Origin of the sequence: Saccharopolyspora antiqui, assembly GCF_052246905.1 — a bacterium.
Lineage (GTDB): Bacteria > Actinomycetota > Actinomycetes > Mycobacteriales > Pseudonocardiaceae > Saccharopolyspora.
Genome location: NZ_JBQQBO010000036.1, coordinates 1 through 12,807 on the forward strand (window position 1 = coordinate 1; position 12,807 = coordinate 12,807).

The window sequence follows — 12,807 nt, forward strand, 5'->3', positions numbered from 1 at the left end:
AACACCGGTGGCCGCGGTTTGTCGCACCCACGACCCATCACCGCTGGTAGCGGCCACCTTTGACGGCGGATAAGAAGGTGTGCCAGGGCTGCTCATTGAAGTTGAGGATGTCGCCGCAGGGGTTCTTGGAGTCCCGTACTGCGGTCGCCTCCGGGGTCAGCGCTACCTCGACGCAGTTGTACTTGTCGCTGTATGTGCTCTTGCGCCAATTGGGTTCAGTCATCGTTCAGACTCTCCGCGATTTTCCTGATCAGTACGCTGGATTCGGCCGTATCCAGCGCTGACTCGTCCAGTGATCGACAGACTTTCATAAACGACCGCACCTCTGAAGGGTCCGTGACGAACAGGCCGAGATTGTAGACCTCTGCGAAAACGTAAGGACTGCCGCTCACAAGCTCGTAGGCGGAGAACGAGGCTTTGATCGACGAGCTCGGCGTCCAGTCGAAGGGGATGACTCGGACCTCGACATTGTCTCTGCGTTGCAGGATGATCAGCTGCTCCAGCTGATCACGCAGGACTCGCGAGTTTCCCAGCGTGCGGTGCAGTACACCTTCGTCGATGAAGCACGACACTCGCGGTGCTCGCGGCTTGCTCAATACGGCTTGACGCCCAAGCCTTGTCGCGACCTTGTTCTCAAGGTCGATGCCAGGCTCCGCTTGATCCCCAAGAACCAGCCGAGCATAGTCGGCCGTCTGTGCCAAGCCCGGCATGACCGACACCTGGACGTCGGTGATCGCGACTGCTTCGCGTTCCAGGACCATCAGGCTGGCCAGTTGGTCGGGAACTCCGTTCGCCAGCCATGCGGCGGTTTCCGCGCTGTCCCCGACCTTTTCGAGCAGCGCTTCCTTGTCCTCGCCGACCACGCCGTAGAGCGCGCAGAGCGCGCTGACCTCTTCCTTGCTCGGTGCGCGCAGGCCCAACTCGTTGCGGTTGACCGAAGATGCGGAGACACCAAGGGATTTCGCCACCGATCGGGTGGATAGCCCAGCATTTTCGCGCAGTGCCCGCAGTTGCACGCCGAGCCCGATCTGACGCAGTTTTTCGGATTGCCGCACGCGCTGACCTCCCGGTTCTTCATTGATCGTGTGTCAGCCGATGACGCAGGTGATTCACCGACCCGGCATCCACCTGTGGTGTCTCAGATTCGCTGACGCAGAAGCTAGCGATCTAGCTTTCCGGTGTCAGCGCTTTGACCAGCGATTAAGCCGAAGGTGGAGCCATGTTGGCAGACCCGTACAGCGATGTCGAAGAGGTCTACTGGATCGTGGGGATCGGCTTGCAGCGGCGCCACGCAACACCGATCCGGCCCGGCGCACAGCCCGGCGGCGAGTGGGTTCCTTCGCTTTGCGAAGTGTGGCTGCGGATTCCGTTCGCCACGCTCTGGGGCCGCGAACCGCGCTCAACCGCTGTCATCGAGCGATGTCCACAGTGCACGGGAACCGTCGAGGAACGCGGGTTTTCCGGGCGGAACTGGGATTTCTGAAAGCGGCAGCAAACTCACGGCTTCCACCCCGGCGGTGCGGTACCGCCGGTTGGAACCGCAGACCGGATCGGCGCGTCGCCCCTCCCCGACCCTCGCGCCGATCCATCCGGCGGCCGGGTGCCAGCGCCCCCAAACCGCACCCGGCCGCCGGAGCCTCACAGTCGCGGAAGCTTCACGACCGCAGCAGTTCCAGGGCCGCCGTGTGCAGGTGGCCGTTGGTGGACAGGGCGGATCCGCCGTCGTAGCGGGGTTCGCCGGAGAGGTCGGTGAAGGTGCCGCCCGCCTCTTCGACGAGCACCTGGGCCGCCGCGACGTCCCACGGGTTGACGATCGGTTCCGCCGCGATGTCGATCACACCCTCGGCGACCAGGCAGTGGTGCCAGAAGTCGCCGAACGCCCGGTTCTCCCAGCAGGCATCGATCAACCGCAGGTAGGACTCCCGCGAGTGGTACTCCACCCACGTCCCGAGGTGCGTCGTCGACACGTACGCATCGGCGAGGTCGCGCACCCCGGACACCGCGATCCGCTCCGGCTCCGCGTCACCGGTGCGGCACCAGGCGCCCGCTCCGGCCGCCGCCCACCAGCGCTTGCCCAGCGCCGGGGCGCTGACCACGCCGACCACCGGACGCCCGCCATCGACCAGGGCGATCAACGTCGCCCACACCGGGATACCGCGCAGGAAGTTCTTCGTGCCGTCGATCGGATCGAGCACCCACGCCCGGCCCGCGCCCACCGCACCACCGCGCTCCTCACCGGCGACCACGTCGTCCGGGCGGCGCTGGGCGAGTTCCGCGCGCACCGCGTCCTCGACCGCGAGGTCCGCGTCGGTGACCGGCGTGCGGTCGGGCTTGCGGTCCACGCTCAGGTCCCGCGCCCGGAACCGGTCGCCGGTGATCCCGTCGGCGAGGTCGGCGAGGTGCAGGGCGAGGTCGAGATCGCTGGTCACGCCAGGAACCCTAGTCCGCCCCGATCGGCGTCCCACCAGGCCCCACCAGGCCCCGGCAGACCCGTCAGACCCGGCGGGACCGGCGAATCGCCCACGACGACGGACGTGATCATCGGCGCCCTCTAGTCTGGAGGCGTGAGCGTGGTGCTGCTGGCAGAAGATGACCCGGCCATCGCTGTGCCGCTGTCCAGGGCGCTGCAGCGCGAGGGCTATTCGGTGCAGGTGATCGAAGATGGCCCTGCGACGCTGCGCGCCGCCGCGTCCGGCGGAATCGATCTCCTGGTGCTGGATCTGGGCCTGCCGGAGATGGACGGCCTGGAGGTGTGTCGGCGGCTGCGGGCGCAGGGCCGCGGCCTGCCGGTGCTGATGCTCACCGCGCGCACCGACGAGGTGGATTTCGTCGTCGGTCTCGACGCGGGCGCCGACGACTACGTGGCCAAACCGTTCCGGCTCGCCGAGTTGATGGCCCGGATCCGCGCGCTGCTGCGCCGCGGTGCCCCGGAAACCCTGGAGGCCTCCGGCGTCCGGCTCGACCTGACCGCCCGCCGGGTGCTGGTCAACGAGCACGAGGTTCAGTTGGCGAACAAGGAGTACGAGCTGCTGCGGGTGCTGATGCAGCACGCCGGCCAAGTGGTGACCCGCGAGGAGATCCTCGAAGAGGTCTGGCCCGAATCCGACCGCAAGGGCAGCAAAACCCTCGACATGCACATCTCGTGGCTGCGCCGGAAGCTCAGCGACACCAACGGCCGACTCGACGAGACGCGCATCGCCACGGTCCGCGGCGTCGGGTTCCGGTTCAACGCGGACTGACACCCGATGCGCCGTCGGATTCTGCAGGCCACCTTGCTCGCAGTCGCGGTCACCGCCGTCGCACTGGGGCTGCCGCTGGGCTTCAGCGCGCTGAAGCTGGTCCAGGACCTCACCACCGGCGACCTGTCCACCCGCGCCCAGCAGATCGCCACGCTGCTCGACGAGCAGATCGCCTCGCAGCGCGCGATCGACCTCAACGCGGCCCGGCTGGCGGTGCCCGGCGGCGCCCGGCTGATCGTCCGCATCCAGGCGCACGACTACGTCTACGGCCCCGATCCCGGTGAGAAACCGTTGGTGGAGAGCGTGCCGATGGTGCAAAGTGGCACGGTCACGATCGCCGCGCCCAGCGGCCCGGTGCGCACCCAGCAGCTCCAGGTGGCGGCGCTGGTGCTGATGCTGGTGGTGTTCTCGGCCGGTACCGGGATGATCGTCGCGACGGTCACCGCCCGGCGGCTCGCCGACCCGCTGCGGCACGTCGCGGCCCGCGCGGCTCGGCTCGGCGCCGGTGACTTCCGCGCCGATCCGCAACGGCACCAGGTCCCGGAACTGGATCGCGTCGCCGACGCGCTGGACGCCTCGGGCGCGGCGCTTTCGCAGCTGGTGCAGCGCGAGCGCGACCTCGTCGGCGACGTCTCGCACCAGTTGCGCAGTCGGCTCACCGCGCTGCACCTGCGGTTGGAGGCGCTCGCCACGGTGGACGACCCGGAGGTCACCGAAGAGGCGAACGCCGCGCTGGAACAGGCCGAACGGCTCTCCGGTGTGCTCGACGACCTGCTCGCGGCGGCCACCGCGGCGCGCGCTCGGGACGCCGAACCGCTGGATGTCTCAAGCCTGCTCACCGATGTGGCGGCCGAGTGGCGGGAGCCGCTGAAGGCCGAGAGCCGGGCGCTGCGGTTGAAGGTGTCGGACGGCCTGCTCGCCCGCGCCACTCCCGCGCGGCTGCGGGAGACCATCGGTGTGCTGCTCGACAACGCCCTGCGGCACGGCGAGGGGACCGTGACGTTGGCGGCGCGCGGGGGCAGTGGAACGGTCGTCGTCGAGGTCAGCGATTCCGGGCCGGGGGTGCCGGACGCGCTGGTGCCCTACGTCTTCGAGCGAGGGTTTTCCGGCCGCGGCTCCACCGGTGTCGGGCTGGCGCTGGCCCGCGCGCTGGTCGAGGCGGACGGCGGACGCCTGGAGCTCAGCCAAGCCCGCCCGGCGCTGTTCGAGGTGTTCCTGCCGATCGCCCGCGCCGACGACATCCTCGGCGTCCCGTGGAACATCGAATCCACCCCCCGCTGACCACCCGTCGCCCCGCTCGTTCTCCGTTCGGGTGAAGTGTGAAGGGCACCTTCTACCAACTAACTTGGTGAAAGGTGCCCTTCACCTCGCCCTCATCGTGTGAACCCGCAGTGGTGCCGCAAGAACGAGATCAAGGACTCGCGGTGGGGCCTGTGGCGGTTGGGGATTTGGGTCAGCGGGCCAGGGTGTGGTCGCGGGGTGGGGAGCTGTGGGGTTCGGGTTGTTCGGCGGGGAAGACCCACTTGCGGAACGCCCACCAGCGGAACGCCATGCCTACCAGCAGCCCGATGATCTGGCCTGAGGTGAAGTCGGCGATCTCCTCCACCAGCCGGGTCGTGAACGGGGTTTGCAGGTGCAGCAGGTACCGGGAGATCCACAGCGGCGCCGAGTAGAACCCCACCCCGATGCCGCTGATCACGAAGTACAGCATCGCCTCGTGGTAGCGCTGGCGCCCGCCTCGGGTGCGAAACGACCACTCCCGGTTCAGCACGTAGGACACCAACGTCGCCGCCAGCACCGCGATCACCTTCGAGGTGACCGGCTTCGGCGACAGGATCGTCAGCTTCAGCGCGTAGAAGATGCCGGTGTCGATGAAGAACGTGATCGCGCCGACGACCCCGAACTTGAGCAACTCGCGATGCCGGATCGCGAGTGCCCGGTACGGCTGCGGGATGCGGGCGAGCACCGAATCGACAGCGGACACATTCCGAGTCTACGGAGCTGCTCCAACCGGGCGTGCTTGAAGATGGCGGTGGTGCCCGTCCGTGAAGGTCAAGCGCTCGACGCCGGACATGGACCACACGCGCACTTCCTCGCGTGCCGCGGTGGTCCGGCCGGTGATGGTCAGGAGGTCGGCATTGAGGGGTGTGTTCATGAGGGGGCTCCTGCGGTTGGTGGTGTCCGGAGCGGGCGAGAACAGCCAGACCTCCGACCGCACCCGCAAGGCAATCACCTCGCGCCGCTCTACCCTCTCCGTCTACCAAAGTGCCCGGAGCCGCCGAACTCGCCCGCCGCGTTAGGACCCTCGAATATTTCTGTGCGGCAGTGTCTGCTCTGGCGCACCCGCACGAGCGTCGCGACAGCCTGTCGCGTCGAAGGCGATGGGCGGCTTCAGCGTGGGCGCGGTCCGGTCAGTCTGCCGGCGCACCGGCGGCGAGTTGATCGGCCCACTGCCGCTGGTGCGGGTCCAGTTGCAGCCGTGTCCGGCCCCACAGGTCGAGATACAGACTCTCTGCGGTGGCATCGATCTGCGTGTCGCATGGTCCGCCCGGCACCCCCACCCTGGTGTGCGCGGTCGTCGCAGTCGTCACCAGTAGCCAGCGGTCACCCGTGTCCGTGCAGTGCACCTCGATCCGGCCGGTACGAGTGAAGCGCCTGCCGTCCCGAACACCGGCGGCCAAGTGGACAGTGAGGATTTCGTCCACGCCGTCGGCAGCGACCTCCGCGGGGATCGTCAGTGCTTCCCCCACGGCATCCGCAATGTCCCAGCCGTGGACGAACGCCTCGTGGGTGAGACACCGCGGCCAGAATGAGACGATGTGCGGCTTGGTGGACCAGTTCCATGCAGCGGCGAGGGGGTCGGCTGCGGCAAGGCGGTCCAGGATCCGATCCCATTCCTCAGCAGCCCACTTGATCACGCGGTCGTCGGGAAGCATCTCGGCGTCGGTGAACTCGGGTTCACCGGCCCCCTGCTCGACGCAGGCATGAATGAAGGAGGCAACGTTGCCGAGATGGTGGACGACGTCGCGGATCCGCCATTCCGGACAGGCGGGGACCGCGGCGTCGAGCCGGTTCTCGGCCATTCGCCACGCCTCCGCGCCCACGGCCCGGGTCGATTCGATGTGGCGTGCGGTGTCCAACAAGCTCATCAGGTTGAACCTTTCGGTAGTGGGGGTTCGGCGGCTTGGCGGGGTGAACCGTTCGGGAGCGGGATCCGGCGGCTGATGCGCCGCGCCACGGCCTTGCCGCCGACGATGAGCATCACCGCGCTGACGATGATGGCCCCGCCGAGCAGCACGTTCGGGCTGAGCGTCTCCTCGCCGAGCAGGGCCCCGAGTACGACGGCGACCACCGGGTTGACGTAGGCGTAGGTGACCACCGTGTCGTTGGGCAGGGTGGCGTTGGCGTAGCTGTATGTCGTGAAGGCGATCATGGACCCGGCGACGACCAGCCACAGGAACCCGGCAATCGAGCCGGCAGAGATCGCCGCGAGGTCGAGGCGCCCGAATTCGCCCGTCACGGCAGCTGCGATGATCAGCAGCACTCCTCCAGCGATCATCTCCAACGACGTCACCACAAGTGGGTGCGAGGGCAATGGGGCGCGGCGGGCGTAGACCGAACCCGCTGCCCAGCAGAGCGACCCGACCAACACGATGGCGGCGCCTCCGATGTCGACGCGGGCACCCGGCCCACCGACGAGCACTCCAACCCCAGCCGTGCCGAGAACGAGCGCCAGGATCATGGTGGCCGTGATCCGCGTCCTCGTCACCGCCGCGTTGATCAGGACCATCCAGACCGGCACGGTCGCCACGATGAGGGCGGCCAGCCCGGAGTCGACGCTCGTCTCGCCGACGCTGAGCAAACCGTTGCCACCGACCAGCAGCAGGGAGGCGATGACCAGAACGGAGCGCAGCTGCCGCACGGTCGGGTGTTGGGCTCCGCGAGCGTGGCGCGGTCCGACGATCGCGAAGAGCGCCGCGCCGGCTGTCAGAAACCGGAAGCCGGCCATAAGCAGCGGCGGAATCGTGTCGACCGCCAATTGGATGCCAAGGTACGTGGACCCCCAGAAGATCCGCACAGTGATCAACGCCAGCCAGGGGAGCAGGCGGCGCGGTGACTCTAAATTAACCCTGATGGTCATATAGGCTCATTAAACAAGGGAGTTTCGACAAGATACCTTAGAAAGGTTAGGATAACTGGCCATGAAGGGCAAGTTCTCGGTATGACGCGACAGATGGACGACATCGACCGGACAATCCTGCGAGAAGTGACGGCGGACGGCCGACAGACCGTCCGGGCGCTCGCGCGGACAGTCGGACTGTCCGAACCATCGGTGCGGGATCGCCTGCAACGACTCGAACGCGACGGGGTGATCACCGGCTACCACGCGGACCTCGACCCCGTGAGCGTGGACGCGGGCACGGCGGCGTTCGTCGCGCTTCGCTTCGAGCCCGGTGAGGCCGCGAAGGCGGTCGTCAACGAGCAACTCGAACGCGAAACCTGCGTGCTCGAAGTGCACGAAGTGGCGGGCGAGGACTGCTACTGGCTGAAGGTGCGCGTGCCTGGGACGGGCGCGCTCGCGGACGCACTCGACCGCATCCGCTCGATCCCACCAGTGATTAGCACGAGCACGACCATCGTGCTGCGCACCGTTCTTGAACGACCACTGGGCCCGGACACCGCGCGTCCTGAGTGACACTCGACGGCCTTCTTTTCATCGAGCCGTCCAGCGCACCCCAAAGGCTCGACCGACACGACTTTCTGAACCCTGCGGAGGATGTTGATGTTGCCTTGGTCAGCCGATCTCGGCGGCCGGTTCGAGCATCGGACGATCGACAGCGCGGTGCTGCGTGACAACCCGCTCGGTGATCCGTATGAGCGGCCGCTGCTCGTGTACGTGCCGCCCGGCTACGACGACGAACCCAGGCGACGCTACCCGACGATCTTCTGGCTGCCCGGATACAGCGGTCATATCGGAATGGCCTTCAACCGCCCGCCGTTCCGGCAGGCGTACCCCGAACTGATCGACGCGATGTTCGGCGGCACGGACGTGCCACCTGCCATCGTCGTCTACTTCGACGCCTGGACCTCGTTCGGCGGCAGCCAGCACCTCGACTCGCCGGCCACGGGCCGCTACCACACCTACCTGTGCGACGAGGTCGTGCCGTGGGTGGACGCGAACTACAGAACCATCCCCGACCGCGATCACCGGGCGATTGCAGGCAAATCCACCGGCGGGTATGCCGCGATGGTCACCCCGATGCTGCGGCCTGACGTATTTGGCGCTCTCGCCACCCACGCCGGTGACGCGCTCTTCGAGACCGGCTACCGGGCCGAGCTGCCCCAGCGGTTCCGGATGCTGCGGGGCGAGTACAGCGGATCGTACGAGAAGTTCCTCGCCGACTTCCGGACCCGGATCGCCAACCCCAGGACCGGCGACCTCGAACTCCTGGAGGTGTACGCCTACGCCGCGGCCTACTCGGCCGACGAGGACGGCACCGTGCGCCTGCCGTTCGACGACATCGGGGCGATCGTGCCCGATGTCTGGGAGCGGTGGCTCGCGTGGGACCCGGTGGTGATGGCCGCGCAGCCGAAGTACGCCGAGGCGCTGAGCTCCATGCGGGCCCTGTGGATCGATGCCGGCAACCGGGACGAATATCACCTCGACGCCGGGGCGGCAGCGTTCCGGCGGGCGGCCTCAGCCGCCGGAGTGCCGGATGACCAGGTCCACTTCGAGCTGTTCGACGGCGGGCACGGTGGGATCGAGTACCGCTACCCGCTCTCGATCGGCTGGCTGAGCAGGGTGCTGGCCGACTGACCGCGCGCACCTGGGGTCCGCGCACAGTCCGCAAGACACCCGATCAAGACCGTCGCGCCCCATCGCCAGCAATCAGGAAAAGTCCAGGTCGGCGGCACGCAGCATCGATCACCGCAGGTCACCGACCTGGCCGATTATTAGGCGACCAAGAAGGCGCGTGGCTCGGCAGCGCGTGCTCGTGAGTGGAAATCCCGGTTTTCACCGGAACAACCACTCACGAGCCCCAGCGTTGCCGGATCACCTCGGCCGTGGTCGAGGTGTCGAGCTGGTCGTGGGGGTTGAGCTCGAACTCGGCGGTGGCTGGGTACTGGTCGACGGCTCCGATGACTGCGTCGTCGCGGTCGGCGGTGGTTCGGTGCTCGGCGTCGTCGTGGTGCTCGTCATCGGTGGCTCGGGCGGGGGCGGCTCGGGCAGGGGTGGCTCGGACGGCGGCTTCAGCGGCGGCGGGCCCGGTGGCAGCGGGATCGGCTGCGATGGGCCCGGTGGCAGCGGCCACCAGCAGTACGCCGGACGCCACGGCGGTCGGACGCCCCCGTCCGGCGGGCATTGCGGCGGCGTGGACGTCGGCGGACGGCTCGTGCTGGTCGGTGGCGGTACCGGCTCCGGCGGCGGCACCCACGGGTACCAGAGCCGCACGGAGATCGGGTCGCTGTCGCTGGCGGATCCCAGGGTGGCGGACACCGGGATCGTCACTTCGCGGATGATCCGGCCGTCGACCGGCTCCCCGGGCCACGGGTACTCCGGCAGCGTCGTCAACCACAGGCGGCCTTCGAAGGACTTGCCGGGCGCCAACTCCGCCGAGCAGCTGATCCGGCGCTCGTCGACGGGCCGCACCTCGCATTCCGGCGGTATCCCGGTGGCCCGGACGCCCTCCGGCAGTCGGGCGACGGCTTCCGCGCGCCCGGTGCTGGTCCCGGTGTTGCGCACGTTGATGTCGATCCGGCTTTGCAGCCACGGCGTGTGGTTCCAGGACGAGGTTTCGACGTCGACCTCGTCGACCGGTGTGGGCGGCCGGACCACCACCGCAACCACCGGCAGTCGCAGCTGGATCGCGGTGCCCGCGACGATGCTGCCGGTGATCTCGCCGCCGGTGGCGGTCTCGTCCGCCCGGATCCGGAAGTCGAAGACGAACGTCTCGCCGGGCTGGAGTCCGCGGTCGGTGGCGCAGGTGATCGTGCCGGGCCTGCTCGTGCAGCGCACCGACGGCGCGCCCGGTGCCTGGGTGCGCACCGAGGTCACGCGCTGCGGGGTGGTCGGGGCCGGGCCGGATTGAACGGCGGTCGGCAGCGCTGCGGTCACCCCCCTGGGCAGGTTCAGCGTGGCGTTGACCGGCTCGGACGGAGCGGATCCGGTGTTGCGCACCTTGATCGGCAAGGCCACCGGGTCGCCACCGGCGACCAGTTGGATGGGCGCGCCCAGGCCCGCCGCGTTCAGCACGGCGCTCGTGGGTGGCGGAGCCGGTGGTGGTGCGCCTGGTGTCTGCGGCGGTTGTTCCGGTGTCTGCGGTGATGGGGTTCGGCGCGGCGGCGCTGGTGGTGGCGGCGCGGGGGTGGGCGAGACCACCGCTGGTGGTGGCGGCGGAGCGTCCGCCAGCGGTGCGGGCTGATCGCTACCAGCGGTCATGGCGATGGCGACGGCCGCGGCCAGCACCGCGGTCGCCACCCCGGCGGTGACCGCTTGGCGAGGTCCGGCGGAGGCCGCGTTCACGGCGCCGGAGGCGCCAGTCGTGGTCCCCGCAGCGGCCGCGCTGGCACCGGAGGACGAGGTGGCGAGGTATCCGGTCGCGGAGGCGCCGAGCACCAGCGGCGCGATGATGGCCCGCAGCGCACCGTTGACATCGGCGAGTTCGGCGGCCAGCGCGCGGCACCGATCGCAGCCGTCGAGATGTGCCTCCACCTGGGCGGTTTCCCGCCTGGACAGTCCACTGCGGGTCCAGGCACCGAGCCGGTCGACCGCCGCCCGGCACTGCTCGACACCGGATTCGGCGGCGTCCAACTGCCCGAGGTGCACCTGCAGGTAGGCCTGGCGGAGCCCTTCGCGGGCCCGGTAGGCGAGTGCGGAAACGCCGTTGGGGGTCAGCCCGAGCAGCGGCGCCACCTGGGCCGGAGTCTGGCCCTCGACCTCGACGTGCCACAGCACCGTCTGCCACCGCTCGGGCAGCCGGGCGAACGCCTGCGCGGCGAGCGAGCGCTCCAACCCGGCGACCGCGGTGTCGGTGAACGGCACGCTGACGTCCGCGCCAGAGACCTCCTCGACATCGTCGGAGAGCTGCACCTTCCGCTCGCGGCGGGTTCGGTCGTAGGCGGTGTGCCGCAGTGCGGTGAGCAGGTAGGCGCGGAACGCGGTGGTCGGGCCGCGCCCGTCCCGGAGCGTGTCGAGCACCTTCGCGAAGGCCTCGGACACCAGGTCATCCGCCTCGGCCGACGACTTGGAGACCTGTCGCGCCATGTTGTACGCCGCGCCCACGTGCCGCTCGTAGAGCTGCGCGTAGGCCGCCGACGAACCGCTGCGAACCTGTTCCAGCAGCTCCCCGTCGCTGGGACCCTGCACTTCTGCCGGGACTGTCGCCACGCTGCACCTTCCTCCCCGCAGGGCAGTGTCGATCCGTTTGTGTAGGGAGTCGCGGACAGCGAAGACCATGACGCGACAAAGACGAAGAATATTGTGATCTAGATCCTATTGCGGACGCCATCGACTACACCGTCATGGGCGACCAATTGCTCCGTCTCGATGACAGCCGGTTGGGAAGAAGGGGCGTTGAGCATGAGGGAGTGGCCGCTGTGGTGCGACGCTACGACCACTCAGGCGCGGCAGCGGGCGCTGCGAGATCGTTGGCGCACCGCGAGCTTCGCGGCTGGGTGGCCGTTTCCGAGCGACTGGTCCTCGTCGGCGGTGGAGGCGGTGTGCGCCGCGATGATCGCGGGGGACGACCTGTCGGAACCGCTGGTCGAACTCGGCGTGGCCAGGGCGGAGGCGGGCGTCGGGCTCGCCGGGACGTTGCTTGACCTGGCCGCGCTGCACGCGGTGTCGACCGGCGAGCACGACGGTCTGGTGTCCGCCGATCCGGATGCCGTGCCGACCGCGATGGTGCGCAGCACCGCGCTGGGCTGGGCGGAGGTGGTGACCCGGCTGTCGATCGGGCGCGAGGTGGTGGATCCGCTCACCGGCCTGAACACGGCGAGCTACCTGCGCACCCGGTTGCACGAGGTCTACCGGGCGGCCGGTGTCGAGGGGCGGTGCGTCGACGAGGAATACGCGCTGATCATGGTTTCGTTCGGCGCCGCGACCGACGGCTTCCCCCGGATGATGGCGATGGTGCTGGTCGCCGACGTGCTGCGGACCGTGTTCGACGGCGGGGAGACGGTGGCGCTGCTGCGGTCGGCGACCGCGGCGGTCCTGGCGGCGCGCGACCAGGCGTTGGCCGCCCGCTGCCGCCAGGCCCGCTCGATGATCCAGCACCGGCTGGCCGCCGACCCGGCCTTGCACGACTGCAGCGAGGTGCACCTGCGCGAGGAAACCCTCCCGGCAGGCCACGAAGAAGCCTGCACCCTGCTGGCAGCCCTTTGATCGGTGCCAGTCCGGATCGGCGGCGATTTCGCGAAATCGCCGCACGCCCCGCGCGACAACGGGTTCGAGGTGCGGCCCTTTGGGATATCGGCGGGGCTTTCCGCTGGCGTGATGGTGTGGCGAAAGTGCTTGTGAGGTGGGTCGCGTTCGGTGGTCCCGGCGCTGGTTCGGGTAGCCCACGGC

The 12,807-nt window shown here is 68.9% G+C and carries 13 protein-coding genes; 6 read left to right on the forward strand and 7 right to left on the reverse strand.

Annotation, left to right across the window (positions count from 1 at the left end; translation table 11 throughout):
- Positions 1-37 precede the first annotated feature (37 nt).
- A complete protein-coding gene (locus ACTWQN_RS34980; protein ID WP_443207949.1) occupies positions 38-223 on the reverse strand; it encodes a DUF397 domain-containing protein in 186 nt (61 codons plus the stop codon).
- On the reverse strand, positions 216-1,055 hold the full coding sequence (locus ACTWQN_RS34985) for a helix-turn-helix domain-containing protein (RefSeq protein WP_443207950.1): 840 nt from the start codon (positions 1,053-1,055) through the stop codon (positions 216-218). The genes ACTWQN_RS34980 and ACTWQN_RS34985 overlap by 8 nt, the downstream gene beginning before the upstream one ends.
- Before the next feature lie 164 nt (positions 1,056-1,219).
- On the opposite strand from ACTWQN_RS34985, the gene ACTWQN_RS34990 reads away from it, so the two are divergent.
- Positions 1,220-1,483 (forward strand): hypothetical protein, encoded by a 264-nt coding sequence (locus ACTWQN_RS34990; protein WP_443207951.1) that lies wholly within the window; start codon positions 1,220-1,222, stop codon positions 1,481-1,483.
- Positions 1,484-1,655: 172 nt separating this feature from the next.
- On the opposite strand, the gene hisN is transcribed toward ACTWQN_RS34990, so the two are convergent.
- The gene (gene hisN, locus ACTWQN_RS34995; protein WP_443207952.1) at positions 1,656-2,429 is read right to left on the reverse strand and encodes a histidinol-phosphatase; all 774 of its coding nucleotides are present in this window, start codon (positions 2,427-2,429) and stop codon (positions 1,656-1,658) included.
- Positions 2,430-2,564: 135 nt separating this feature from the next.
- Between hisN and ACTWQN_RS35000 the strand changes: the two genes are divergently transcribed.
- Both ACTWQN_RS35000 and ACTWQN_RS35005 read left to right on the forward strand, forming a co-directional pair.
- Positions 2,565-3,239 carry a response regulator transcription factor gene (locus tag ACTWQN_RS35000; RefSeq protein WP_443207953.1) on the forward strand — a complete coding sequence of 225 codons (675 nt, stop codon included), beginning with the start codon at positions 2,565-2,567 and terminating at the stop codon, positions 3,237-3,239.
- Positions 3,240-3,245: 6 nt separating this feature from the next.
- Entirely contained in the window at positions 3,246-4,520 is a 1,275-nt protein-coding gene (locus ACTWQN_RS35005; protein WP_443207954.1) for a sensor histidine kinase, read from the forward strand.
- A gap of 172 nt (positions 4,521-4,692) precedes the next feature.
- Here the strand turns inward: ACTWQN_RS35005 and ACTWQN_RS35010 are convergent, their stop codons facing one another.
- The 3 genes from ACTWQN_RS35010 to ACTWQN_RS35020 form a co-directional block, all read right to left on the reverse strand.
- Positions 4,693-5,223 carry a GtrA family protein gene (locus tag ACTWQN_RS35010; protein WP_443207955.1) on the reverse strand — a complete coding sequence of 177 codons (531 nt, stop codon included), beginning with the start codon at positions 5,221-5,223 and terminating at the stop codon, positions 4,693-4,695.
- A 427-nt stretch (positions 5,224-5,650) separates the two neighbouring features.
- Positions 5,651-6,388, reverse strand: a complete 738-nt coding sequence (locus ACTWQN_RS35015) for a maleylpyruvate isomerase family mycothiol-dependent enzyme (RefSeq protein WP_443207956.1) — start codon at positions 6,386-6,388, stop codon at positions 5,651-5,653.
- Positions 6,388-7,380, reverse strand: coding sequence for an EamA family transporter (locus ACTWQN_RS35020; RefSeq protein WP_443207957.1), 993 nt, complete (start codon positions 7,378-7,380; stop codon positions 6,388-6,390). The genes ACTWQN_RS35015 and ACTWQN_RS35020 overlap by 1 nt, the downstream gene beginning before the upstream one ends.
- Positions 7,381-7,461: 81 nt before the next feature.
- Here ACTWQN_RS35020 and ACTWQN_RS35025 point away from each other — a divergent pair, with 81 nt between their 5' ends.
- Complete coding sequence (locus ACTWQN_RS35025) at positions 7,462-7,935, forward strand: Lrp/AsnC family transcriptional regulator (RefSeq protein ID WP_443207958.1); 474 nt, start codon at positions 7,462-7,464, stop codon at positions 7,933-7,935.
- Between the two features lie 87 nt (positions 7,936-8,022).
- Positions 8,023-9,057, forward strand: a complete 1,035-nt coding sequence (locus tag ACTWQN_RS35030) for an alpha/beta hydrolase (protein WP_443207959.1) — start codon at positions 8,023-8,025, stop codon at positions 9,055-9,057.
- Between the two features lie 237 nt (positions 9,058-9,294).
- Here ACTWQN_RS35030 and ACTWQN_RS35035 read toward each other — a convergent pair whose 3' ends face one another.
- The gene (locus ACTWQN_RS35035) at positions 9,295-11,628 is read right to left on the reverse strand and encodes a sigma-70 family RNA polymerase sigma factor (protein WP_443207960.1); all 2,334 of its coding nucleotides are present in this window, start codon (positions 11,626-11,628) and stop codon (positions 9,295-9,297) included.
- A gap of 192 nt (positions 11,629-11,820) precedes the next feature.
- Between ACTWQN_RS35035 and ACTWQN_RS35040 the strand changes: the two genes are divergently transcribed.
- A complete protein-coding gene (locus ACTWQN_RS35040; RefSeq protein WP_443207961.1) occupies positions 11,821-12,624 on the forward strand; it encodes a hypothetical protein in 804 nt (267 codons plus the stop codon).
- The last annotated feature ends 183 nt before the right edge of the window (positions 12,625-12,807 follow it).

Coding starts and splice junctions, on each gene's coding strand:
- ACTWQN_RS34990 (WP_443207951.1), top strand. CDS start 1,220: ATGTTGGCAGACCCGTACAGCGATGTCGAAGAGGTCTACTGGATCGTG.
- ACTWQN_RS35015 (WP_443207956.1), bottom strand. CDS start 6,388: ATGAGCTTGTTGGACACCGCACGCCACATCGAATCGACCCGGGCCGTG.
- ACTWQN_RS35040 (WP_443207961.1), top strand. CDS start 11,821: ATGAGGGAGTGGCCGCTGTGGTGCGACGCTACGACCACTCAGGCGCGG.
- ACTWQN_RS35005 (WP_443207954.1), top strand. CDS start 3,246: ATGCGCCGTCGGATTCTGCAGGCCACCTTGCTCGCAGTCGCGGTCACC.
- ACTWQN_RS35025 (WP_443207958.1), top strand. CDS start 7,462: ATGACGCGACAGATGGACGACATCGACCGGACAATCCTGCGAGAAGTG.
- ACTWQN_RS35030 (WP_443207959.1), top strand. CDS start 8,023: ATGTTGCCTTGGTCAGCCGATCTCGGCGGCCGGTTCGAGCATCGGACG.
- ACTWQN_RS35020 (WP_443207957.1), bottom strand. CDS start 7,380: ATGACCATCAGGGTTAATTTAGAGTCACCGCGCCGCCTGCTCCCCTGG.
- ACTWQN_RS34980 (WP_443207949.1), bottom strand. CDS start 223: ATGACTGAACCCAATTGGCGCAAGAGCACATACAGCGACAAGTACAAC.